This window comes from Quadrisphaera sp. DSM 44207 (genome assembly GCF_900101335.1).
GTDB lineage: Bacteria > Actinomycetota > Actinomycetes > Actinomycetales > Quadrisphaeraceae > DSM-44207.
On sequence record NZ_FNKA01000001.1, the window covers coordinates 519871 to 543341 of the forward strand.

17 protein-coding genes are annotated in these 23471 nt (G+C 75.8%); 8 read left to right on the top strand and 9 right to left on the bottom strand.

Annotated features, from left to right (window positions below; genetic code table 11):
* The first annotated feature begins 218 nt into the window (after nucleotides 1-218).
* From cofD to cofE, 3 genes are read left to right on the top strand one after another with little or no spacing between them, the layout of a single operon-like run.
* Nucleotides 219-1202, top strand: a complete 984-nt coding sequence (gene cofD / locus BLS82_RS02440) for a 2-phospho-L-lactate transferase (RefSeq protein ID WP_092861257.1) — start codon at nucleotides 219-221, stop codon at nucleotides 1200-1202.
* Nucleotides 1199-1576, top strand: a complete 378-nt coding sequence (locus BLS82_RS02445; RefSeq protein WP_092861259.1) for a hypothetical protein — start codon at nucleotides 1199-1201, stop codon at nucleotides 1574-1576. Before cofD ends, BLS82_RS02445 begins: the two co-directional genes overlap by 4 nt.
* Complete coding sequence (gene cofE / locus BLS82_RS02450; protein ID WP_092861261.1) at nucleotides 1573-2646, top strand: coenzyme F420-0:L-glutamate ligase; 1074 nt, start codon at nucleotides 1573-1575, stop codon at nucleotides 2644-2646. The genes BLS82_RS02445 and cofE overlap by 4 nt, the downstream gene beginning before the upstream one ends.
* Nucleotides 2647-2872: 226 nt before the next feature.
* Here the strand turns inward: cofE and BLS82_RS02455 are convergent, their stop codons facing one another.
* On the bottom strand, nucleotides 2873-3862 hold the full coding sequence (locus tag BLS82_RS02455) for a DNA-3-methyladenine glycosylase family protein (RefSeq protein ID WP_218123464.1): 990 nt from the start codon (nucleotides 3860-3862) through the stop codon (nucleotides 2873-2875).
* A gap of 107 nt (nucleotides 3863-3969) precedes the next feature.
* On the opposite strand from BLS82_RS02455, the gene BLS82_RS02460 reads away from it, so the two are divergent.
* The 5 genes from BLS82_RS02460 (at nucleotide 3970) to BLS82_RS02485 (ending at nucleotide 10989) form a co-directional block, all read left to right on the top strand.
* Nucleotides 3970-4752, top strand: a complete 783-nt coding sequence (locus BLS82_RS02460; RefSeq protein ID WP_176818886.1) for a DUF3105 domain-containing protein — start codon at nucleotides 3970-3972, stop codon at nucleotides 4750-4752.
* Complete coding sequence (locus BLS82_RS02465; protein WP_176818887.1) at nucleotides 4749-5486, top strand: TIGR03089 family protein; 738 nt, start codon at nucleotides 4749-4751, stop codon at nucleotides 5484-5486. The genes BLS82_RS02460 and BLS82_RS02465 overlap by 4 nt, the downstream gene beginning before the upstream one ends.
* A gap of 104 nt (nucleotides 5487-5590) precedes the next feature.
* Nucleotides 5591-6319 carry a hypothetical protein gene (locus BLS82_RS15170; protein WP_143028717.1) on the top strand — a complete coding sequence of 243 codons (729 nt, stop codon included), beginning with the start codon at nucleotides 5591-5593 and terminating at the stop codon, nucleotides 6317-6319.
* A 50-nt stretch (nucleotides 6320-6369) separates the two neighbouring features.
* Nucleotides 6370-8769: an LGFP repeat-containing protein gene (locus BLS82_RS02480; RefSeq protein ID WP_176818888.1), complete on the top strand. Its 2400-nt coding sequence runs from the start codon at nucleotides 6370-6372 to the stop codon at nucleotides 8767-8769.
* A gap of 93 nt (nucleotides 8770-8862) precedes the next feature.
* Nucleotides 8863-10989, top strand: a complete 2127-nt coding sequence (locus tag BLS82_RS02485; protein WP_092861271.1) for an N-acetylmuramoyl-L-alanine amidase — start codon at nucleotides 8863-8865, stop codon at nucleotides 10987-10989.
* 74 nt (nucleotides 10990-11063) lie between these two features.
* Here the strand turns inward: BLS82_RS02485 and BLS82_RS02490 are convergent, their stop codons facing one another.
* The 8 genes from BLS82_RS02490 to BLS82_RS02525 form a co-directional block, all read right to left on the bottom strand.
* Nucleotides 11064-12491 (bottom strand): NAD(P)/FAD-dependent oxidoreductase, encoded by a 1428-nt coding sequence (locus BLS82_RS02490; protein WP_176818889.1) that lies wholly within the window; start codon nucleotides 12489-12491, stop codon nucleotides 11064-11066.
* A 1-nt stretch (nucleotide 12492) separates the two neighbouring features.
* Entirely contained in the window at nucleotides 12493-14538 is a 2046-nt protein-coding gene (locus tag BLS82_RS02495; protein WP_092861275.1) for a GtrA family protein, read from the bottom strand.
* Nucleotides 14535-15632 (bottom strand): glycosyltransferase family 2 protein, encoded by a 1098-nt coding sequence (locus BLS82_RS02500; RefSeq protein ID WP_218123465.1) that lies wholly within the window; start codon nucleotides 15630-15632, stop codon nucleotides 14535-14537. Before BLS82_RS02500 ends, BLS82_RS02495 begins: the two co-directional genes overlap by 4 nt.
* 32 nt (nucleotides 15633-15664) lie before the next feature.
* Nucleotides 15665-16357, bottom strand: a complete 693-nt coding sequence (locus BLS82_RS02505) for an ABC transporter ATP-binding protein (RefSeq protein ID WP_176818947.1) — start codon at nucleotides 16355-16357, stop codon at nucleotides 15665-15667.
* A 52-nt stretch (nucleotides 16358-16409) separates the two neighbouring features.
* On the bottom strand, nucleotides 16410-17285 hold the full coding sequence (locus tag BLS82_RS02510) for an ABC transporter permease (RefSeq protein ID WP_092861281.1): 876 nt from the start codon (nucleotides 17283-17285) through the stop codon (nucleotides 16410-16412).
* Complete coding sequence (locus BLS82_RS02515) at nucleotides 17282-19315, bottom strand: glycosyltransferase (RefSeq protein WP_092861283.1); 2034 nt, start codon at nucleotides 19313-19315, stop codon at nucleotides 17282-17284. Before BLS82_RS02515 ends, BLS82_RS02510 begins: the two co-directional genes overlap by 4 nt.
* A complete protein-coding gene (glf, locus tag BLS82_RS02520; protein ID WP_092861285.1) occupies nucleotides 19312-20499 on the bottom strand; it encodes a UDP-galactopyranose mutase in 1188 nt (395 codons plus the stop codon). Before glf ends, BLS82_RS02515 begins: the two co-directional genes overlap by 4 nt.
* A gap of 156 nt (nucleotides 20500-20655) precedes the next feature.
* Entirely contained in the window at nucleotides 20656-23466 is a 2811-nt protein-coding gene (locus tag BLS82_RS02525) for an FAD-dependent oxidoreductase (RefSeq protein WP_092862633.1), read from the bottom strand.
* Nucleotides 23467-23471 lie beyond the last annotated feature (5 nt).

The following is a 23471-nucleotide window of genomic DNA, read 5'->3' on the forward strand; positions in this document are numbered from 1 at the left end:
ACGCGCCTCGACGGGGTACTGATCACCCTCGGGCCGTCACCGAATTACAGGGGTGCGACTACCCACCGTCAACCGGAATGGAGACACTGCCCGGACTTCTTTCCGGGCCCCTTCCGCGACACGCGGAGCAGAATCGGACAGGCCGGGCGAGCCGCCCCCGCCGCCGGGTCCGCGCAGGTCCGGAGGGCATGGGCGAGGATGGTCGCCGTGATGCGCGCGTGAGGGTCGTGGTGCTGGCCGGCGGGGTCGGCGGGGCCCGGTTCCTGCGGGGCCTGAGGGCTCACCTGGCGGCGGCGGAGGACCCCGCGCTGCGCTCCGCCGAGGTGGTGGCCGTCGTCAACACCGCGGACGACGTCACGATGCACGGGCTGCGGATCTGCCCCGACCTCGACACGGTGATGTACACCCTCGGCAGCGGCGTCGACGAGGAGCGGGGCTGGGGGCAGCGCGACGAGCGGTCCACGGTCGCGGAGGAGCTCGTGCGCTACGGCGAGGGCCCGGAGTGGTTCACCCTCGGCGACCGCGACCTCGCCACCCACCTGGTGCGCACGCGCCTGCTGCGCGAGGGGGTGCCGCTCAGCGCGGTCACGGCGCGCCTGTGCGAGCGGTGGCGCCCCGGCGTGCGGCTGCTGCCGATGAGCGACGACCCGGTGGAGACCCACGTCGTCCTCGCCGACGGGCGCACGGTGCACTTCCAGGAGTGGTGGGTGCGCCTGCGCGCGGGCGTGCCGGCCGTGCGCTTCGAGGCCGTCGGCTCGCAGGCCGCCGCGCCCGCGCCCGGCGTGCTCGAGGCGCTCGCCGGCGCGGACGCCGTGCTGCTGCCGCCGTCCAACCCCGTGGTCTCGATCGGCACCGTCCTCGGCGTGCCGGGGGTGCGCGAGGCGGTGCGCTCCTGCTCCGCGCCCGTGGTGGGCGTCTCGCCCGTGCTCGGCGGCGCGGTGGTGCGGGGCATGGCCGACGCGTGCCTGCGGGCGATCGGCGTGGAGACCTCCGCCGCGGCCGTCGGCGGCCTGTACGCGGACCTGCTCGACGCCTGGCTCGTCGACGACGCCGCGGACGGCGCGCTGCACGGCACGACCGTGCCGGGCGGGCGCGCGCCGGTGCTGGCGCGCCCGCTGCTCATGCGCGACGTCGCCGCCGCGGCCGACCTCGCCGGCGCGGCGCTCGCGACCGCCCTGGACGCCGGCCGGGTGCGCGCGTGAGGCCCCTGCTGGCCCTGGTGCTGCGGGCCAACCGCGCCACCAGCGCCCTCGTCGGCCTGCTCGCCGCGCGGGTGGCCCGCTGGGACGGCGCGACGTGCACCGACGTCGACGGGCTGCGGGTGTGCGCCGGGGCGCGCGGGCGCTCCTTCGCGCGCGGCGGCACCTGCTACGGCGACACCTACGTCACCGGCTCCTCCCCCGCTGCCGTCTCCCCCGAGCGCCTGCGCCACGAGCGGGTGCACCAGGAGCAGTGGCGCCGGTTCGGGCTGCTCTTCCCCCTGCTGTACGCGCTCGCCGGCGCCGACCCGCTGCGCAACCGGTTCGAGACGGCCGCGGGCCTGGAGGACGGCGGGTACCGGAGGGCGGGGCGGTGACGGCGCCGCACGAGGTGACCGCGGTCGCCGTCCCCGGGCTGCCGGAGGTGCGCGCCGGCGACGACCTGGCGGGCCTGGTGGTGCGCGCCTGCGCCGCCGCCGGCCTGGCCCTGCGCGACGACGACGTCCTCGTCGTCGCCAGCAAGGTCGTCGCCAAGGCCGAGGGGCGCTCGGTCGCGGCGTCCGACCGCGGCGACGCCGTCCGGTCGCAGACCGTGCGCGTCGTCGCCGAGCGGCGCCTGCCCGACGGGCGCACCACGCAGGTGGTGCAGTCGCGCTCCGGGCCCGTGATGGCGGCCGCGGGCGTCGACGCCTCGGACGTCGAGCCGGGCACGGTGCTCCTGCTGCCCGCCGACCCCGACGCCTCGGCGCGGGCGCTGCGCGCGCGGGTGGCGCAGCTGGCCGGCGTCCGGCCCGCCGTGGTCGTCTCCGACACCGGCGGGCGGCCGTGGCGCGACGGCGTCACCGACTTCGCGCTCGGCGCCGCCGGGCTGGAGCTGCTGGACGACGTGCGCGGGCGCCTCGACCGCACCGGCCGGCCCCTGGAGGTGACCGTGCGCGCGGTCGGGGACGAGGTCGCGGCCCTGGCCGACCTCGTCAAGGGCAAGGCCGCGGGGCTGCCGGTGGCGCTCGTGCGCGGCCTGGGGGCCGCGGTGGCGCCCGAGGACGGGCCCGGGGCAGCGGCGCTGGTGCGGGTCGGGCCCGCGGACTGGTTCGCGCACGGGCACGTGGAGGCGGTGCGGGCGGCGCTGGGGGTGCCGGTCGGGGTGCCCGCGGCGTCCGGCGGGGTTGACCCGGCGCCGATCGCGCCCGGCGGGCCGGTGGCCGAGCGGGTGGCGCGCGCGCTGCTCGTCGCCCGCGCCGGCCGGGCGCCGTCCGGCGTCGTCGCCGAGGCGGACGGCGAGCGCGTGCTCGTGCGCGGGGAGCCGTTCGGCGTGGGCGTGCTCGTGGAGCGCGTGCGCGCCGCCCTGTGGGCCGAGGCCCTGGACGCCGACGTCGTCGTCGCGCCCAGCGCCGCGTCGGCCACCGTCACGGCGAGCGAGAGGCCCTCTCCCCCGCCCCCGCGGTGATCGTGCATGCCAGGACCACGGCGACCCAGAGGTGCAAGATCACGAGGGGGATGGGGCGGACGGGTGGGGCCACGCACCTCGCCCCATCCCCCTCCGGAGCGCTTTCGTGCGCCCAACTGCGGTGTGAGGGGCCCTCGGAGCGCAGGTGGGCGCACGAAAGCGGCTGGGGGGTGCGGCTGCTGCGGGGGAGGGTGCAGGAGCGGGTGCGGGGGTGGCCGGCGGCTCGTCAGGTGCGCATGCCCGTCGCCCGCGGGGTGTGGCGGGGCAGCGGCGCCCGGGGGCCGCGGCGGGGCCGCGAGGTGCCGGCCAGCTCGAGCAGCCGCTGCACCCGGTAGCGGTGCCCGCGGTAGCACTCGATCACCTCGGCGCACCCAGCGTCGTCGAGCACCTCGCCCGTCAGCGCCCAGGAGACGTTCTTCGGGACGTGGAGGTCGGCGAAGCTGAACGCGTCCGGGTCCCCGTGCGCGCGGTGGCGCACCTCCGCGGCCGTCCACACCCCCACCCCCGGCAGGGTGCGCAGCGCGGGCTCGACGCACCCGGCCTCCATCGCCACCGTGCGCTCCAGCCCGGACGCCGACCGGGCGGCCAGCTGCACCACCGAGCGCCGCCGCTCCTCCACGCCGGCGCGCAGCCACTCCCAGCTCGGGATGGCGGCCCAGTCGCGCGGGGACGGCGGCACGCGCATCCCGGCCGCGGGCCCGCCGGGGCGGGCGGGCAGGCCGGGAGCGGGCTCGCCGAAGCGCAGCAGCAGGTCGCGCCAGGCGCAGCGGGCCTCCCGCAGGGTGACGACCTGCTCGACCGCCGCCCCCGCGAGCGCCTCGAAGACCGCGCGCGTGCGCAGCACCCGCACCCCCGGCCGCGCCCGCCACGCCGCCACGAGGCGCGGGTGCTCGGGGCGGGGGCGGAACCCGTCGTCGTCCTGGTCCTCCCCCAGCAGCTCAGGGACGCCGTCCAGCAGCCACGCGGCCCCCTCGCCCCACGCCCGGGCGAGCACGGCGCCAGAGCAGGCGCGCAGCTGCAGCAGCGCCGTCCCGCACGGGGTGCGCGTGGCCCACCACCACGAGCCGTCCGGGCAGCGGCGCACGGCCGGGTCGCCCGCGCCGCGGCGCAGGATCGAGAAGGTGGCGTCGAGGTCGAGGTCGCGCGAGGGGCGCCAGCGCCGCTCGAGACACGCCCCGGCACCGGCGCCGTCCCGGGGAAGGGGGACCGGCAGCACGGGCCCATCCTCCACGCCCGGGCCGCGGCGGCACAGGACTCCCCGGGACAGGACGTCCCGGGACGGGACTCCCAGGGTCCGCCCAGGTGCCTCCGTACAGTGGGAGCGTGGCGAAGGGCAGCACGACGAGGAACGCAGCGAAGGGCTCGGCGAAGGGCTCGGGCGGAGGCGGCGCGCGACCGGCCGGCGCGAGGCCGTCCGGGGACGACCGGTCCGCGCGGCTGGAGCAGGTGCGCCGCTCCCAGCGCGCCGGCGAGCGCCGCCGCACCGCGCTGATCATCGGTGGCGCGGCCGCGCTGGTCGCCGTCCTCGTCGCCGTCGTCGCGGTCGTGATCGTCCGCGAGCAGCGGGCGGAGGACCCGGCGCTCGTCGGGCTCCCGGCGTCCGCGGCGGCGTGCGACCCGGTGCAGACCCAGCCGGCGACGGGCGTGAGCGAGCACGTGGGGCCGGGCACGTCGTCCCCCGACGTGACCACCGTCGACTACGGCACCGTGCCGGCCGTCTTCGGACAGCACTACGCCTCCCCGGCCTACCCGGCCTCGCCGTTCTACACGGCCGAGGACCGCCCGCCGGTCGAGCAGCTCGTGCACAACCTCGAGCACGGCTACACGATCGCCTGGTACACCGAGGACCTGCCGGAGGACCAGCGCGCCCAGCTGCAGGAGATCGCGCAGGAGGCGCGCGCGCTGGGGGAGACGAACGGCAAGTTCATCGCCGCCCCGTGGGACGCCTCGCGCGGCGAGCTGCCCGAGGGCAAGACGATCGGGCTCGCCCACTGGGGCGCCGAGGAGGGCTCGCTGCAGCTGTGCGGCGCGGTCTCCGGAGAGGCGATCACCGACTTCGTCACCGCCCACCCGTACTCCGACTCCCCCGAGCCGAACGCCGCGTGAGCACCCCGCCGTCCGCGCCGCAGGCGCCGCGCACCGTTCCTCAGCTGCTGGCCGCCCTGAGGGCCAGCGACCTCGGGCGGCCCCGCCTGACGTGGTACGGCGCGGACGGCGAGCGCGTGGAGCTGTCGGCCCGCGTGCTGGAGAACTGGGTCGCCAAGACGGCGAACCTGCTCGTGGAGGAGCTGGACGCCGGCCCGGGCACCCGGGTGCACCTGGCCCTGCCGCCGCACTGGCGCACCGCGGTGTGGGTGCTCTCGGCGTGGGCGGTCGGCGCCGAGCCGGTACTGGCCGCCCCCGGCGCGAGCGGCGCCGGGCCCGTGCCCGCCGCGCCGGACGACGCCGACGTGCTCGTCAGCACGGGTGCTGCGGCGTCCGTGCACGGGCCGGGCCCGCTGCAGGTGGCCGTCGCGCTGCCCGCGCTCGCGCGCTCGGTCGCCGCGCAGGGCCCCCTCGCCCCCGGCGTCCTGGACTACAACGCCGAGGTCGGGGCCTTCGCCGACTCCCTGCCGCCCCTGGCGCAGCCGGCGGACCTGCGCGAGCACCTCGCCGGCGCGCCCGGTGCCGCCGGGCCGTGGCCGCCGCGCGTGCGCCTGCTGGTGCCCGCCGAGCGCTTCGAGCCCGTGCGGGCCCTGCTCGCGCCGCTGGCGGTGGACGGCTCCGTCGTCGTGCTCGGGGCGGGCGCTCCGGACGCCGAGCGGGTGGCCGCCCAGGAGCAGGTCACCGCCCGCGGCTGACGCTCTCGCGGCCGGCCCCGCGCACCGGGCGCGGCCGCCGCGCGACACGCGAGGATCTCCCGAACTGCGCTGATTCGCGCAGTCGGATGCCTACTCTCGGTGACATGCCCGCTCAGACCCCGGCCCGGGGCGCCGCTGCGCGCCGCGCCGCGTGGTGGGCCGCCGCGGCGGTGCTCGCCGGCGCCGGCGCGCTGGGCGGCTGCTCCGACGACGCCGCAGACGCCGCCTCGGACGCCGCCTCCCGGGCCACGGCGGGCGCGAGCGGCGCGCCGACCGCCGGCGAGGCCACCGGCACCGCCGGCGCGACCGCCGACACGGCGGACCCGGCCGGCAGCCCGACCACCAGCCCCAGCGCCACCAGCCCCAGCGCCACCAGCGCGAGCACCGCCAGCCCCAGCACCGCCGGCCCCAGCACCGCTCGCAGCACCCCTCGCGCTCCGAGGAGCACCGCGGCTCCCCCCGCACCAAGCGCGGCCTCGCGGGCACCGCGGGCCTCCGCCGACGCGCCGCCCCCGCCGGAGCCGTCCGCGCCCGCCGGCTCGGCCCCGGTGGTCACCTACTCCGGCTGGGACCCCGACCGGCGCGCGCTGGAGGTCTCGGCGTACGTCCCCGGCGTCGTGGAGAGCGGCGGCAGCTGCGCCCTGAGCGCCCTCCGCGGCTCCTCGCGGCTGTCCGCGTCGGCGGCGGCGGTGCCGGACGCCTCGACGACCGTCTGCGGCCAGCTGCTCCTCCCGGTGACCGGACGGGCGAGCGGCACGTGGGCGCTGACGGTGACCTACTCCTCCCCCGGCAGCCCCGCGGTGTCGACGTCCACGAACCTCGAGGTGACCTGATGCCCCGTCCGCACCCCGCGCCCCGGACGCGACGGAGCCTGCCGGCCGTCGTGGTCGCCGTCGTCGTCGCCGTCGTCGCGGCCCTCGCCCCCGTGCTGGCCCCGGTCGTGGCGCCGGGCGCCGGCACGGCGCAGGCCGCCGTGTCGGGCGGGGCCTTCCGCGCCGGCGACATCGTCAGCGACGCCGTGTTCTTCGACGCCTCGACGATGGACGAGCGCCAGGTGCAGGCGTTCCTCGACGCCCGCGGGTCCGCCTGCCGGGCCGGGGAGATGCCCTGCCTGAAGGACTACCGCGAGGACACCCCCTCCCGCGCCGCCGACGCCAACTGCGCCGGCTACACCGGCGCGGCGCAGCAGAGCGCCGCGCAGGTGGTCGTCGCGGTCGCGCGCAGCTGCGGCGTCAACCCCCGCGCGCTGCTGGTGCTCCTGCAGAAGGAGTCGGGGCTGGTGTCGAAGACGGCCCCCAGCGCCATCAGCTACCGCAGCGCCACCGGCTACGGCTGCCCGGACGGCAAGCCCTGCAACGCCGAGTACTACGGCTTCTCCAACCAGGTCTACCGCGCGGCCTGGGCGTTCAAGAACTACGCCGCCCACGCCGCCACCAGCCCCTACCGGCCGGGGCGCAGCAACGAGATCCTCTTCCACCCCGACCGCGCCTGCGGCAGCGCGCCCGTGCACATCGAGAACCAGGCCACGGCCGGCCTGTACCGGTACACCCCGTACCAGCCGAACGCGGCGGCGCTGGCGAACGTGTACGGCACCGGCGACGCGTGCTCGGCCTACGGCAACCGCAACTTCTGGCGCATCATGACCGACTGGTTCGGCAGCACCCAGCACTCGGTGCTGGGCGAGATGTTCGCGGCGTGGATGGCCGACGGCGGCCCCGACGGGTTCGTCGGCGCGCCCACCGCGGCGGAGGAGTGCACGGCGGCCGGCTGCTCCCAGCGCTTCGCGCGCGGGTCGACCGCGTGGTCCCCGGCCACGGGCGCGCACCTGGTCAAGGGCGACATCGAGGCGGCCTGGCGGGCCCGCGGCGGCGCGACCGGCGCGCTCGGCGTCCCGACCGGCCCCGAGCAGTGCGGCCCGGCGGGCGGCGGGTGCCGCCAGGACTTCGCCGCGGGCGCCGTCCTGTGGTCCCCGGCCGCCGGGGCGCGCGTCGTCGAGGGCGCGGTCCACGCCGCGTGGCGGGCCGCCGGCGGCGCGACCGGCGACCTCGGCGAGCCCCTGGCCGACCAGCGGTGCACCAGCGCGCAGCGCTGCGTGCAGGAGTTCACCGGCGGCACCGTCGCGTGGCTCGCCGGCGCGGACGCGCGGGTCGTCACCGGGCAGGTCCGCGCGGCCTGGACGGCGGACGGCGGCGCGGGCGGCTTCCTCGGCCTGCCCACCGGGGCCGAGCGCTGCGGCCTGGCGGGCGGCGGGTGCAGCCAGGCGTTCGAGCGCGGCACGGTCGTCTCCTCCCCCGCCACCGGCACGCGCGTGGTCAAGGGCGAGATCGACGCCGCCTGGCGCGCCGACGGCGCGCAGGACGGCTTCCTCGGACACCCGGTGGCGAACGAGCGGTGCGGCCTGGCCGCTGGGGGCTGCACGCAGCGCTTCACCCGCGGGACGATCGCGTGGTCGCCGGCCACCGGCGCGCGCCCCGTCAAGGGCGACATCGCCGCCACGTGGACCGGCGACGGCGCCGAGACCGGGTTCCTGGGGTACCCGACCGCGAACGAGCGGTGCGGCCTGGCCGGCGGGGGCTGCACGCAGCGCTTCACCCGCGGCACCATCGCCTGGACCCCGGGCACCGGGGCGCGGGCGGTCAAGGGCGAGATCGACGCCTCCTGGACCGCGGACGGCGCCGAGACCGGATACCTGGGCCACCCCACCGCGAACGAGCGGTGCGGCGCGGCGGGGAGCGGCTGCACGCAGGCCTTCTCGCGCGGCACGATCGCGTGGAGCCCGACCACCGGCGTCTCGCGGGTCAAGGGCGAGATCAGCGCCTCCTGGACCGGCGACGGCGCGCAGGCCGGCTACCTCGGCCACCCCACCGCGAACGAGCGGTGCGGCCTGGCCGGCGGAGGCTGCACCCAGGCGTTCTCCCGCGGCACGATCGCCTGGTCCCCCGCCACCGGCGCCTCCCGGGTCAAGGGCGAGATCAACGCCTCCTGGACCGCCGACGGCGCGCAGGCCGGCTACCTCGGCCACCCCACCGCGAACGAGCGGTGCGGGCTGGCCGGCGGGGGCTGCACCCAGGCGTTCTCCCGCGGCACCATCGCCTGGTCCCCCGCCACCGGCGCCGCCCGCGTCAAGGGCCAGATCGACGCCGCCTGGCGCGGCGCAGGCGCCCAGGGCGGGACGCTGGGCTACCCCACCGCGAACGAGGCCCTCACCGCCGTCGGGTGGACCCAGGCCTTCCAGCGCGGGCGGATCACCGTCACCCGCGACGGCCGCACCACCCTCCCCTAACCCCCGCCCGACCCGCGAGCGGCGCCGCCGGTCAAGTCGCCCGCCGGCCGGGCCGATGCCCACTGGTCCCCGGTGCCGAGCCCAGGAGGTCGCATGTCCGTGCGCCGTCCCCTGACCGTCGCCAGCCTCGTGCTGGCCCTGACCGCGCTGCCGGTGGTGGACCTGCCGGCGGTGGCCGTGCAGCCGCACCCGGTGCCCACCGGGGTGGACGTCGTCCCGCTGGCGGACGACCCGGGCCAGGAGGTCACCGAGGACCGCGACGCCGCACGCGGCACGTCGACGTTCACCGTCGTGCCCGAGGAGGGGGCGGACCTGCTCGGCGTGACGTGGGAGGAGGGCGCCGCGGCGTCCACGGCGTGGGTGCGCGTGCACGAGGACGGCGCGTGGGGGGCGTGGACGGCGCTGCCCGTGGACGACGAGGGAGGCCCGGACGCGGGCACCCCGGAGGCCGCGCAGGCCCGGCCGGGCACCGAGCCGCTGTGGGTCGGCGGCGCCGACGAGGTGCAGGTGCGCCTGGCCGAGCGGGCCGCGGACGGCGCGGCGCTGGCCGTCGTCGACACCGCGACCTCCGCCGCGGACGGGGTCGGCACCACCGGCCCGCTGGCGCGGGCCGAGGCCGCCCCGGCCGGCGCGCCGGTGGTCCACTCGCGGGCGCAGTGGGGCGCCGACGAGTCCCTGCGCACCTGCACCCCCAGCTACTCCTCGCAGCTGCAGGCGGCGGTGGTGCACCACACCGCGGACGCGAACAACGCCTACAGCCGCGAGCAGGTGCCGGCGATGCTGCGCAGCATCTACGCCTACCACGTCTCCGCCCGCGGCTGGTGCGACGTGGGCTACAACGCCCTGGTCGACCGCTTCGGGCGGATCTGGGAGGGGCGCGCCGGCGGCATCGAGCGCGGCGTGGTCGGCGCGCACGCCGGCGGCTTCAACACCGGCACCTTCGGCGTGTCGATGATCGGGAACTACTCCACCGAGGCGCCGCCGGCCGCGATGCTCGAGGCCGTCAGCCAGGTGGTCGCCTGGAAGGCCTACCTCAACGACTTCGACCCGCGCGGCACGGCGCGGCTGACCGCGGCGGCCAGCAGCGCCACCACGGCCCGCTACCCGGCGGGCCAGGTGGTCACGGTGCCCGCGGTCCTCGGCCACCGCGACGTCGGCCTCACCGAGTGCCCGGGGAACGCCGGGTACGCCAAGCTCGGCCAGGTGCGGGACCGGGCCGCGGAGCTGGTGCGCACCAGCGGGTACGTCGAGGTCAGCGGCGAGGCCCGCGCGGTGTGGATGGCCTCGGGCGGCGCCGGGGGCTACCTGGGCCACCCCACCGGGTACGGGCGGGCCACCGCCGCGGGCGGCTGGGCGCAGGACTTCGACCGCGGCACCATCGCCTGGTCCCCCGCCACGGGCGCGCACGCCGTCAAGGGCCAGATCGACGCGCTGTGGGCGCAGGAGGGCGAGTCCACGAGCTTCCTCGGCTACCCCGTCGCCGAGGAGCGGTGCGGCCTGGCCGGCGGCGGCTGCACCCAGGCCTTCCAGCGCGGCACCATCGCCTGGACGCCGGCCATCGGCGCCCGCTCCGTCAAGGGCGAGATGAACGCCTCCTGGACGGGCGACGGGGCGCAGGCCGGCTACCTGGGCTACCCGACCGCCGCTGAGCGGTGCGGCCTGCCCGGGGGCGGGTGCTCCCAGGCGTTCGAGCGCGGCGCCACCAGCTGGTCCCCGGCCACCGGCGCCGTCCGGGTCAAGGGCAGCATCGAGGACGTCTGGACCGGTGAGGGCGCGCACGCCGGCTACCTCGGCCACCCCACCGCGAACGAGCGGTGCGGCCTGGCCGGCGGCGGGTGCACGCAGCGCTTCGAGCGCGGCACCGTCGCGTGGTCCCCCGCCACCGGCGCCCGCTCCGTCAAGGGCAGCATCGACGCCTCCTGGAGGGCCGACGGGGCGCAGGCGGGCTACCTCGGGTACCCCACCGCGCCCGAGCGGTGCGGCCTGGCCGGCGGGGGCTGCACCCAGGCGTTCGAGCGCGGCACGATCGCCTGGTCCCCCGCCACGGGCGCCTCCCGCGTCAAGGGCCAGATCGACGCCGCGTGGCGCGCCGGCGGCGCCCAGGACGGCGCGCTCGGCTACCCCACCGGCGAGGAGCTCCTCACCGCGGTGGGGTGGACCCAGGCCTTCCAGACCGGGCGGATCACCGTCACCCGCGACGGGCGCACCCTCCTCACCTGAGCACCCGCCCGCCGCCGGACGCAGGAGGGCCGGTCCCCCGCGGGGAACCGGCCCTCCGTCCTGTGGGCCCGACCTCAGCGCTCGGCGGTGCGCCCCAGGACGACGTCCGCGATCCGCTGCCCGTCGCGCACGGCGTAGTTGGTGCCGCGGTCCTCGGGGTAGATCTGCGAGAAGTTGCACAGGTGCACGCCGGGCAGCGGCGTGCGGTGCTCCGGGCGCTTCTCCGCGTACTCGGTGTCGACGATGTGCTGGGCGTTGGCGAAGGCGAAGGTGTGGCGCTCGCGCACCCGCTCCCGGTCGAAGGACGGCACCACCTGGCGCAGCGCCTCGAACCAGCGGTCCGCGAGCTCGTCCTCGGTGCAGGTGAACAGCTCGTGCTCGTGCGGCACGTACGTCGCCAGGTAGTACACGTGCCGGCCGCCGTAGGGCGCGGTGCCCACGAGCTTGGTGTGGTTGATGAACACCAGGAAGGGCAGGTCCACGTCGTTGACGTTGTGCCAGTAGTACGGGCTGAGGTCCTGGTCGGAGGAGAAGATCATCAGCCGCGCGCCGAGGTAGTCGATGGCCTCCAGCCGGCGGGCGTAGTCCGCGCCGCCGGGCAGCGCGCGCAGGTCCTCCCCGGCGAGGCGGGCGAAGACGGACGACGGCACCGTGGCGACGACGGCGTCGGCCTGCTCGGCCGTGCCGTCGGCCATCCGCACGCTCGCCCCGCCGCCGGGGGCGGCGGTGATCGCGGCGATGTCGACCCCGGTGCGGATCTTCACGCCCGCCGCCTGCGCGGCGTCCACGAGCGCGTCGGTGAACGTCTGGAAGCCGCCGTCGAAGTACCCGAGCTTCTCCCCCGAGTCACCGGGCGCCTTGGAGTTGGCGCGGATGTGGATGCGCGCCCACAGCCACGCCATCGCCACCTCGTCGTAGTACTGGTCGAACTTCCCGCGCAGCAGCGGCTCCCAGATCACCTTCAGGACCTCCGCGCCGCCGGCGCGGCGCATCCACGCGTAGGCGGTCACCCGCTGGAACCGCGTCCACGCGCGGGTCTTCTGCAGATACAGCACCACCAGGCCCGCCCGCAGCCGGTTCCACGGCTTGAGCGGGGAGAAGCGCAGCAGGTCCAGCGGGGTGGCGAAGGGGTGCAGCCGCCCCTCGTAGTAGATCGCGACCGAGCTGTCGTGCCAGCGCAGCTGCTCGCCGACGCCCAGCTCGCCCGCCAGGGCGATGATGTCCTCGTCGGTCTTGAACAGGTGGTGGTACGCCCGCTCCAGGGACGCGCCCTCGACGGTGAAGTCGCTGGCGAGCCCGCCCACGACGTCGCCGCGCTCGAGCACCGTCACGGACGAGCCGGCCTGGGCCAGGCGCAGCGCGGCCACCAGCCCGGTGTAGCCGGCGCCGACCACGACGGCGCTGCGGGGCACCGCGGCCTGAGGGGTCTGTGCGCTCTGGGCGGTCTGGGCGGTCTCGGCGGTCTGCGGGGTCTGCGCGGACTCGGTCCGGGGGGGTGTCATCTCAGACGTCATAGCCGTTCCTCTGCAGGAGCGCGTCGATGCGCGCTCGATGGTCGGTCGAGAAGTAGATGTCGGCCAGGCGCGGGTCGCCCACCTGGTAGTAGCCCTGCGCGAGCACCTCGGAGACCGCGGGCGCGTAGTCGGTGGCGGAGAGGAACTCCCCGGTCCAGTGGACGACGACCGGGTCGGCGCGCTGCAGGTCCCGCTCCAGCTTCGCCGAGCAGGGGCCGCAGTCGGCCTGCCAGGGCAGGAAGAACGTGTAGTAGGAGGCCCGGCGCTCGGGCAGCTGCGCGGCGCTGTAGAAGCCGTAGGGCCCGTCCCAGAACGTGCCGCCGACCTCGTCGGTGACCTCCCGGAACAGCTCCACGCGCTCGTCCTCGGCCCCCAGCTGCGCCCGCACGTGCTCGCGGGGGGCGTTGGCGATGCTCGTCCACGACGGGAAGCCCACCCGCACCCCGAAGGCCGCGACGACCACGGTGACGAGCACTCCGACCACGGCGAGGGCCTGCACCAGCCCGCGCTGGACGTCCACCGCCGCCGGGTGCGCGCACAGCCACAGCAGCGCCACGAGGGCGATGACGAACGCGGTGCCGACCGCGGCCTCGTGGTAGTAGGTGAAGGCGCGGAAGCCGCTGCGGCTGGCCGCCGCGTAGGTCACGAGGGCCAGCGCGAGGGCGAACCAGCGGGTGCCGGCCGCGCGCGCCCGCCACGCCGCGAGCACGAGCAGCACGACGACCAGGACGGTGGCCAGGTCGACGAAGGAGCCGAGCCGGTCCTGCTGCGCGAAGCCGTACTCGAACGTCAGCAGGCCCCGCAGCGGCTGCAGCGCCGCGGCCACGAGCGTGCCGCGCAGGGTCGGCTGCAGGTCGGCGACGTGGTCGGCGTAGTACTCGGTGTTGAAGGTGAACGCCGAGGCGTAGAAGGCGCCCAGCCCGCCGGTCAGCGCGGTCGGCGCCATGGTCAGGACGGCGATCGGCAGGCAGGCCAGCCCGGTGCGCACGAGCGCCGTGACCGCGCGGCGCAGCCGCCCGCCGGAGGTGCCGCCCCACACCACGACCACGAGCACGGCGATCATCGCCGCGGACAGCGGCGCGGTCGGCAGGGTGCCGAGCACCGGGACCATCGTCAGGGACGCGCGCAGCAGCAGCTGCCCCCAGCCCAAGGGCGGCAGGGGGTCCTCCCGCTGCCACAGCAGGGCCGCGAGCCAGGCGAGGAAGTGCGCCACGGCGAACGCGGTCAGGGTGTCCGCCGTCATGTGCTGGGTCCAGAACACCGGCTGCAGCCCGGCCAGGAGGAGCACGGCCAGCAGGGACGGCCAGCGCCCGAACGCCTTCTTGAGGTTGCCGTGGACCGCCAGCAGCCATCCGAACAGCACGACCGCCAGGCCGGCCCGGAAGAGCACGAAGTCGGAGCCGGTGAAGAACGCGATCACCCCGGCCGCGTAGTACGCCAGCGGCATGTGGTGGGAGTGGTAGTCCTGGTAGGGCAGCTCGCCGCGGGTGAGCAGGACGCCGCCCATGAAGTTGTCGTGCTCGTCGGCGAAGGTCAGCCCGATGAGGCTGTTGGCGAGCATCCCGGCGCCCGCGACGGCGAGCACGGCCACCTCGGCCCCGGAGAAGCGGCCGGTGTGGCGCAGGACGTCGCCGAAGGCGACCTTGCGGTTGACGAGGAACTGCGTGACGACGACGGCGGGGATGGAGATCACCTTGGCGCCCCAGGGCGCCATGCCGGCCTTGTCGTGCAGCAGGAAGAGGATGGCGGCGCTCATCACCACGCCGAGGAAGCCCACCGCGTAGAACGCGGCGAAGCGCTGCACCAGGTGCGAGCTCGTGCGGTAGTTGAAGCGCGCGTTCAGCGTGAAGCTCGTGACGATGCCGACGCTGACGGACAGGCACGTGGCCAGCACCTCGGAGATCGAGGTGGTGCCGACCAGCACCAGGAAGACGACCAGGTCGAGCAGGGCGCTGGTGCCCCCGATGAGGCCGTAGAGCACGAGCTCCCGGTGCTGGCGGAGCAGCCCTCCCAGCTGCGCGGGGACGGCGGTCATCGGCGCAGGCCCGCCGGCTGCGCCCCCTGCTGCACTCCCTGCTGGATACCCGGCTGGACCCCTGGCTGGACCCCCGGCTGGACCGGGCGCTCGGCGCCGGCCTGCAGCCGGGCCGGCGCCGAGCCGGTGCGCGGCCACTGCCCCGCGCCGCGGCCGACGACCTCGCGCACGATGTACAGGGGCCGGCCCTGCACGTCGGTGTAGATGCGGCCGATGTAGGACCCGAGGATCCCCAGCATGATCGTCTGCACCCCGCCGATGAGCAGGATGCTGATGACGATGAACGTCCACCCCGGGATCGTCACCTCGGGGAAGAAGAACTTCATGACGATCGCGTAGACGATGCCGAGGAACGCCAGCGCCGCGAACAGGTAGCCGATGCGGGCGATGAGCTGCAGCGGGGCCGCGGAGAAGCTCATGATGCCGTCCGCCGCGAACTTGATCATCTTCTTGAGCGGGTAGCCCGTGACGCCGGAGTGCCGCTCGTCGCGGTCGAAGGGCACGGCGACCTGGCGGAAGCCGGCGAAGCTGACCATGCCGCGCAGGAACCGGTTGTGCTCGCGCATGGAGACCAGCTGGTCCACGACCGCGCGGTCCATGAGCCGGAAGTCCCCGGTGTTGCGGGGGATGTCGATGTCGGCGACCGAGTGCAGCAGGCGGTAGTACACGTCGGCCGTCAGCCGCTTGAACAGGGTGTCCTTGCGGCTGCGCCGCTGCGCGTACACGACGTCGTTGCCGGCCTCCCAGGCGGCGAGCAGCTCGAAGCTGACGCTCGGCGGGTCCTGCAGGTCGCTGTCCATGATGATCACCGCGTCGCCGCGGGCGGCGTCCAGGCCCGCGGTGACCGCGAGCTGGTGCCCGAAGTTGCGGGAGAGGTCGAGGACGACCACGCGCTCGTCGGCGGCGGCCAGCTCGTGCAGCAGCTCCAGGGAGCGGTCGCGGCTGCCGTCGTTGACGAAGATCAGCTCGTAGTCGTACTCGGGGTGGGCGGCGAGCAGGTCGCTGAGCGTGCGGTGCAGCAGCGGGATGTTCCCGGCCTCGTTGTAGATGGGGAAGATGTAGCTGACGAGCTTGCGCTCCCGCTGGGTCTCCACTGCTGCTCCCGGTGCGTGCGTGCTGGGGACGGTCATGCCGACTGCCGCAGGTGGTCGACGGCGGCGTGCGCCGGGCCGTCGAAGACGGCCCGGCCGGACTGCAGGACGACCCCGCGGTCCACGAGGGCCTGCACCATGTCGAGGTCGTGGCTGACGATGACGAGGGTGCGCCCCTCGTCGCGCAGCACCCGGATCCGCTCCAGGCACTTGCGCTGGAACGGCTCGTCGCCGACCGCGAGGATCTCGTCGATGAGGAAGATCTCGGGGTCGGTGTGGGCGGCGACGGCGAAGGCCAGGCGCAGGAACATGCCCGAGGAGTAGTGCTTGACCTCGGTGTCGATGAAGCGCTCGATCTCGCTGAAGGCGACGATGTCGTCGAAGCGGCGCCGGATCGTCGCCTCGTCCATGCCGAGGATCGCGCCGTTGAGGAAGACGTTCTCGCGCCCGGTCAGGTCGGGGTGGAATCCCGCGCCCACCTCGATCAGCCCGGCGATGCGCCCGCGCACGCGCACCTGGCCGCTCGTGGGGCGCATCACCCCGGAGATGAGCTTGAGCAGGGTCGACTTGCCCGACCCGTTGAACCCCAGCAGGGCGACGGTCTCGCCGGCGTCCACGCGCAGGGAGACGCCGTCCAGGGCCATGAAGCTGTTGGACAGGTCGCGCCCGCGCACGGCGTAGACGGCGAGCTCCTTGAGGGAGCGGGTGTGGCGCAGCAGGAAGCGCATGCGCACGTCGTCGACCTCGATGGCGACGCTCACGGCCGCTCCCCCGCGCCCATCACAGCTCCTGGGCGAACCGGCCCTCGAGGCGCCGGAAGACGGCCTGACCGAGGGCGAGGACGAGCACCGCGACGCCCAGCGCCCAGGCGGTGTGCCACAGCAGGTGCGGCGGCAGCACCTCGGGGCCGAGCCCGGAGCCGGGCAGCCAGAACGCCCAGTGGAACAGCTCCACCGCCACGGTCACGGGGTTCAGCTGGTAGATGGTCAGCAGCACCGGGTTGTCGGCCACCAGGGGGGTCGCGGCGACCTGCTGCCAGGAGTAGAGCACCGGCGAGATCCACACGGCGACCATGAGCAGCAGGTCGACGAGGTTCTCCAGGTCGCGGAAGACGGTGTTGACCGCCCCGCACAGCAGCCCCAGGCCGGTGGCCAGCAGCAGCACGACGAGGAACCCGGCCACCGCGGCGAGCAGCGGCACCACCTGCGGGCGCCAGCCGGCGACGACCGCCCCCACGAGCAGCACCACCAGCTGGGGCACGAAGTGCACGATCGCCACCCACACGCTGGCGACCGGGAACAGCTCGCGCGGCAGGTAGATCTTCTTGACGAGGTCGGCGTTGTTGAGCACCGAGCGGGTGGCGTTGCCCAGGGCCTCGGAGAAGAGGTTGACGACGATCATCCCGGAGAACAGGTACACCGCGAAGTCGGGGATGACCTCCCGCAGCCGCAGGAACACGCCCAGGGCGAGGAAGTAGACGACGTACTGCACGCCCGGCTTGACGTAGGACCACGCCAGGCCGAGGACGGAGCCGTGGTAGCGCACCCGCAGCTCCTTGCGCACCAGCAGCTGCAGCAGGTAGCGCCGGCGCACGACGTCGAGCAGCCCCGCGCCGTGGCCGGGGACCACCGCGGGGGCGCTGGCCACCGCGGTCATGGGCTGCCGACCCCCTGCTGCGGCCCGCCGCCCCCGCTGCGCCCGTCGCCGCCGCTGCGCCCGTCGCCGCGCCCGTCCAGGCCCAGCGTGGCCCGCCAGCGCTCGAGCGAGGTCAGCTCGCCGGCGCCCTCGCGGTAGGCGGCCGCCAGGTGCGGCCACTCGCGCAGGAGCCGCTGGTGCACGGCGATGCTGCGGCGCATCAGGTCGGCGTAGCGGCGCGGGTCGCGGCGGTACCACGCGACGCCGGTGCCGTCGGCGGTGGAGACCAGGGCGCTGTCCAGCTGGGACAGCAGCCACCACCGCGCGTCCATGTGCGGCACCGCCGCCTGCGGGTTCGTCCGCGCCAGGTCGTCGAGCGGGCGCAGCTGCTTGACCGCGCCCGTGACGGCCGAGGCGAGGATGCCGGCCCGGCCCTCGGGCACCTCGATGTCGCGGCCCTTGCGCGGGGGCCTGCGGCGCTTGGGGCGCGGGTAGCTGGCGGCGTCCGGGGCCGTGGTGGCGTCGGGGAACCGCGCGCGCAGGGCCCGCACCTGCGCCAGCTTGGTGGGCAGGTCCTCGTGCAGCCGCTCCCAGCCGGCCATCGCGTCCTCCAGCGCCAGCAGGCGCAGCTCCGCGGTCGAGTACTGCATCGACAGCAGGTGCTTGACCTGGGTGCTGAGGCTCTCGCGCACCACGTTGCCGCCCCGCGGGTAGGGCGAGTGCAGCAGCGCCGCGACGACGCGGTTGCGGGCGTGGAAGTACGCCTGCCAGTCCACGGCGTCGTCCTTGTCCGTCCACGGCACGTGCCAGACGGCGACGCCGGGCAGGGAGACGGTGGGCACGTCGACCTGCGCGGCGCGCAGGCCGTACTCGGCGTCGTCCCACTTGATGAAGACCGGCAGCGAGGCCCCGATGCGCCGGACGACGTCGACGGGGATCAGGCACATCCACCAGCCGTTGTAGTCGACGTCCACGCGCCGGTGCAGCCACGGGGTGCCGCGCAGGTTGGCGTGCGCGAGGTCGTGGTCCTCCGCGGTGGCGGCCACCGGCCCCCACCAGAAGCGCCACTTCTGCACCCGCTCGCCCAGGGCGTGCAGCAGCGTGCGCTGGTACAGGCTGAACATGTGGCCGCCCACGATGGTGGGCGTGCGGGCCAGGTCGGCGAAGGCCACCGCCCGCGCGATGCCCTCGGGCTCGACCATGACGTCGTCGTCCAGGAGCTGCACGTACCGGCTGCGCCCGCCGGCGGCCGCCTCGACCATGCCGCGCGAGAAGCCGCCGGAGCCGCCGAGGTTGGCCTGGCGCACCACGCGCAGCCGCTGCCCCAGCGCGGCCGCGGCGGCCGGGTACCCCTCGTCCTCCGTGACGAGCCTGCGCCCCTGGTCGACGACGACGACCTCGTCGAGGACGCCGGCGAGCTCCTCGGCCTCCCCGAGGGTCGCCAGCAGCCGCGCGCAGTAGTCCGGGCGGTCGAACGTGGTGACCGCCACCGTGGCGGTGCCGCGGGGCCGCTCGCTCGGGGCCGACCAGGACGCCTCCTCGAGCACGAGGTGGTCGTTGCCGGCGACCAGGTCGAACCAGTACCAGCCGCCGTCGTTGAAGGGCTTCAGGGTCAGCTCGAAGGTGCTGGAGGCCTCGCCGGTGACGGGCAGCGCCGCCGTGCGCTGGATGTTGCCCTTGGCGTTGGAGCGGTAGACCACCACCGTGCCCGGGCCGGAGGTGCGCACCCGCAGCGTCACGGCGCCCACCTCCGTCCACCGGCGCCAGTAGCCGGCGGGGAAGGCGTTGAAGTAGGTGCCGAAGGAGGAGCGGGTGCCGGCCGGCACCCGGTAGCGGCGCCGCCCGAGGACCTGGTCCACCGCCTGGGCGGCGGCCGTGGCGCTGCCGGGGGGCGCCGCGGGGGCCGCCGCCCCCGCGCTCAGCTCGCCCTCGACGTACAGGGGCAGGACGTCGTCGTCGCCGCCGACGGGCAGCACCACCCGCGCCAGCTCGCGCACCGGCACCGACGCCGCGGCCGTTTCCGAGCGCTGCTGCGCGGCCACCGCGCTCATGCGTCCACCCCTCCGCTGACCAGCCGCTCGCCCGCGCCGAAGTGCGGGGCCAGCTTGTTGTCCACCACCGACAGCGCCGCGCCGATGGCCATGTGCATGTCCAGGTACTTGTAGGTGCCCAGGCGGCCGCCGAACAGGACGCCGGACTCGCCCCTGGCCAGGTCGCGGTAGGCCAGCAGCCGCTCGCGGTCCGCCGGCGTGTTCACCGGGTAGTAGGGCTCGTCGCCCGGCCCGGCGAAGCGCGAGTACTCGCGCATGATCACGGTCTTGTCGCTCGGGTACCAGGTGCGCTCGGGGTGGAAGTGCCGGAACTCGTGGATGCGGGTGTACGGCTCGTCCCCGGCGTAGTTCATCACCGACGTGCCCTGGAAGTCCCCGACGGGGAGGACCTCCTCCTCGAAGTCCAGGGTGCGCCACGTCAGCCGCCCCTCGACGTTCTCGAAGTACTGGTCGACGGGGCCGGTGTAGACCACCGGCACCTGCCCGACGACGGCTCCCTTGTTCACCGGCTGGGTGGTGTCGAAGAAGTCGGTGCCGAGGCGCACGGTGATCCGCGGGTGGTCGGCGAGGCGCTGCAGCCAGGCCGTGTAGCCGTCGGTGGGCAGGCCCTCGTAGGCGTCGTTGAAGTAGCGGTTGTCGTACGTGTACCGCACCGGCAGGCGGGTGATGACCTCGGCGGGCAGGTCCTCCGGGTCGGTCTGCCACTGCTTGGCGGTGTAGTCCTTGATGAACGCCTCGTACAGCGGGCGCCCGATCAGGGAGATCGCCTTCTCCTCGAGGTTGCGCGCGCTGGCGGTGTCGATCTCCCCCGCCTGCTGCGCCACCAGGGCCCTGGCGGCCGCGGGGCCGTGCGCGGCGCGGAAGAACTGGTTGATCGTGCCGAGGTTGATCGGCAGCGGGAACACCTCGCCGCGGTAGGTCGAGTAGACCTTGTGCTGGTAGCCCGTGAACGTCGTGAAGCGGTTCACGTACTGCCACACCCGCTCGTTGCTGGTGTGGAACAGGTGCGCGCCGTAGCGGTGCACCTCGATGCCCGTCTGCGGCTCGGCCTCGCTGTAGGCGTTGCCGCCGATGTGCTGGCGCCGGTCGATGACGAGGACGTCCAGGCCCAGCTCCTCGGCGCAGCGCTGTGCCACGGTGAGCCCGAAGAACCCGGAACCGACGACGATGAGATCAGCGTTCACGACACTCCTGCGGTTGCGGTCGGCCCACCCTAGCGGGGCGCGCGCGGCGGCCGCGGCGATACGTCCGGTCGCGGACCGTGGTCAGGACCGGGCGGGCAGCGGCGGCGGCCGCCCGGCGAGGGGCGGCCGCCGCCGCTGCTGCAGCCGGCACCGGCGTCAGGCGAGCACGCCCGCGAGGTGGTCTCGCAGCGCCGCCGGGGACGGCGGGGAGCACCGGAAGCCCACGTGCCCGTCGGGGCGCACCACGTGCGCCGCGGCGCCGCGCACGCCGTAGGCGGCCCGGTACTCCTCCGCGGCGTCCCGGTGGGAGGGCAGGTCCAGCAGCGGCGGCACCGCGGCGTCGGGGCTGAGGACCAGGTGCACGTCGACCAGGCCGGGGGCCTGCGAGCGGACCGCGTCGGCGATCTTCTCGAACCCCAGCAGCTCCTCCTCGCCGACGGTGGCGTCGGCGTAGAGCAGCACGGCCGTGCGCGGGCCGGCCAGCACCTCGAACAGCCGCACCGGGTGCGCCACCCCGAACCTGCGCAGGCCGAGGGCGTCCGGGGCGCGGTGGCCCGGCTCCGGGCCCCCCAGGGGCGCCTCGAGGCGCTCGCCGACGAGCGGGCTGCCGGCGTAGTTCATCGTCATCTGCATCTCGAGGAGGAACTGCGCCTTCTCGTCCTCCATGTCCATCTCGTCCGTGAAGGCGAGGTTGACGGCGCGGTCGACGATCGCCCTGCCCGCGGGCCGGCGCTCGGCGTCGTAGCTGTCCAGCAGGCCCGGGGCGGCGCGCCCCCGCACGGCGAGGGCCAGCTTCCAGCCCAGGTTCCACGCGTCCTGGATGCCGGTGTTCATGCCCTGCCCGCCGGCCGGGGGGTGCAGGTGCGCGGCGTCCCCGGCGACGAAGGCGCGCCCGACGCGGTAGCGGTCGACGATGCCGTGCTTGATGCGGAACACCGAGGACCAGCGCAGGTTGCTCGCCGTGGTGCCGGGCGGCGCGAGCTCGGTGACGACCTCCTGGATGTCGGCCAGGCCCGGCGGCTCGTACTCCTTCCAGAACCCGGCGGAGACCACGCCCGCGCCGACGGTCCTCTGCAGCCGCTCGGGGGCGAGGGTCGCCACCCGGTAGCGGCCCCGGCCCTTGAGGGGGACGCAGACGAGCATGCCCGTGAAGTCGTCGCCCTCGATGCGCACGAAGCGCAGCAGGTGCCCGGCCGGCATCTGCCAGTCCAGGTCGACGTCGCCGAGCATGAACAGCTGCGGGAACATCGACAGCCCGCCCTCGAACTGCAGGCCCAGGCCCGAGCGGACCGCGCTGTGCGCGCCGTCGCACCCGAGCAGGTACGGGGAGCGGACCGTCTCCTCCCCGTCGGCGGAGCGCAGGACGCTGGTGACGGCCTCGTCGTCCTGGGTGAAGCCGACGAGCTCGACGCCGCGCTCGACGCGCACGCCGAGGGACTCCAGCTTGGCGCCGAGGATCCGCTCGGTCTCGTACTGCGGCAGGCCGAGGTGGGCGTAGGGCAGCTCGTCCAGGCCCGCCCAGTCGACCTGGTGGGTCTGCTTCCCGTTGACGAACACGGTCTGCCCGTGCAGCCACACCCCGGCGTCCATGGCCTCGGCGACGATGCCCTGCTGCTCCCAGATCTCCATGGTGCGGCAGTGGATGCCGATCGCCTTGTCGGCCTGGGTGGAGGCCTCGGGGCGCTTGTCGACCACGCGCACGCGCACGCCGCGGCGGGCCAGCTCGATGGCGGCGGTCATGCCCGCCGGCCCGGCGCCGATGACGAGCACCTCCGGGTCGCCGGCTCCTCCCGGGCGCCGCGCGGGCGCGACCGGCTCTAGGGGCGCCGGGGCGAGCCCCGGCTCGATCGCCGCGGGATCGACGACGACCGGCTCGCCCGCCACCGCCTCCAGGTCCGGCTCGGGCGCCGCGACCAGCACCTCCGGGACGGCGTCGGCCGGCTCCTGCGAGGCGGACGCCGGATCGGGCGCCTGCTGCGGCGCCTGCTGCGGCGCCTGCTGCGACGCCGCCTGCGACGCCGCCTCGGGCGCCGGCTGCGCCGAGGGCGGCAGCGGGCGCGCGCGCAGCGCGAAGACCCGCCGCTCCTCCCCGCGCGCCAGCCACCGGCCCAGCGGCCCGGCGGCCCAGTTCGCCGGCTCGGCCGCCCAGTGGGTGAAGCGCTGCAGGGAGTCCCACTCCGCGACGACGTGGTAGCGCAGCCCGTCGGCCTCGCGCAGCAGCTCCTCGCACCCGTGGCCCGGGGCGCTGCGCGCCAGCGCCGCCGCGGCGAGGTAGGCGTGCTCGAAGGCGTCCTGCTCCTCCGGCTGCACGGTCACCGCGGTGTCGACGCGCACCCGGTCCACCTCGACGTCGCCGCCGGGCGAGGCCAGCGGCGGGAACTCCTCGTCGGCGTCCGGGCGCCGGCGGATCTCGAGCACCTCGCGGCGGAACTCCACCGAGTGCCACCGCACCAGCGGCGCGCCCGCCGCCATGTGCGCGGGGTCCTCGACCCACTGCAGGAAGTCCTCCTCGGACTCCCACTCCGCGAAGATGTGGTAGCGCAGGCCTGACTCGTCGCGCAGCAGCTCCTCGCGCACGTACCCGGCCGCGTCGCCGATCCGCTCGGCGACCGTGGTGTACGCGCGCTCGTAGGCCACCTGCTCGCCCGGCTTCACGCTCATGGAGAAGTCGATGCGCACCGGCGGGGGCCGCTCGGCGTCCACCGCGGCCAGCACGGTGAACGTCGAGCGGGCGGCGTCCTCGCGCAGGTCGCGCAGCGCCTCGGTCAGGGTCTCCCGGGCGGAGGACCTCCCGAACGCGTCGACGCTGGCCCGGTCGGTCCAGTCGCTGACGATCGCGAACCACCGCGGGTCCGCCGCGTCGCGCATCAGCTCCTGGCGCACCTGGCCGCGCACGCGGCTGATCTGCGCGGCGGCACCGCGCCAGGCGTCCTCGAACGCCTGCTCGCAGCCCTCCTTCGCGCGCATCCTCA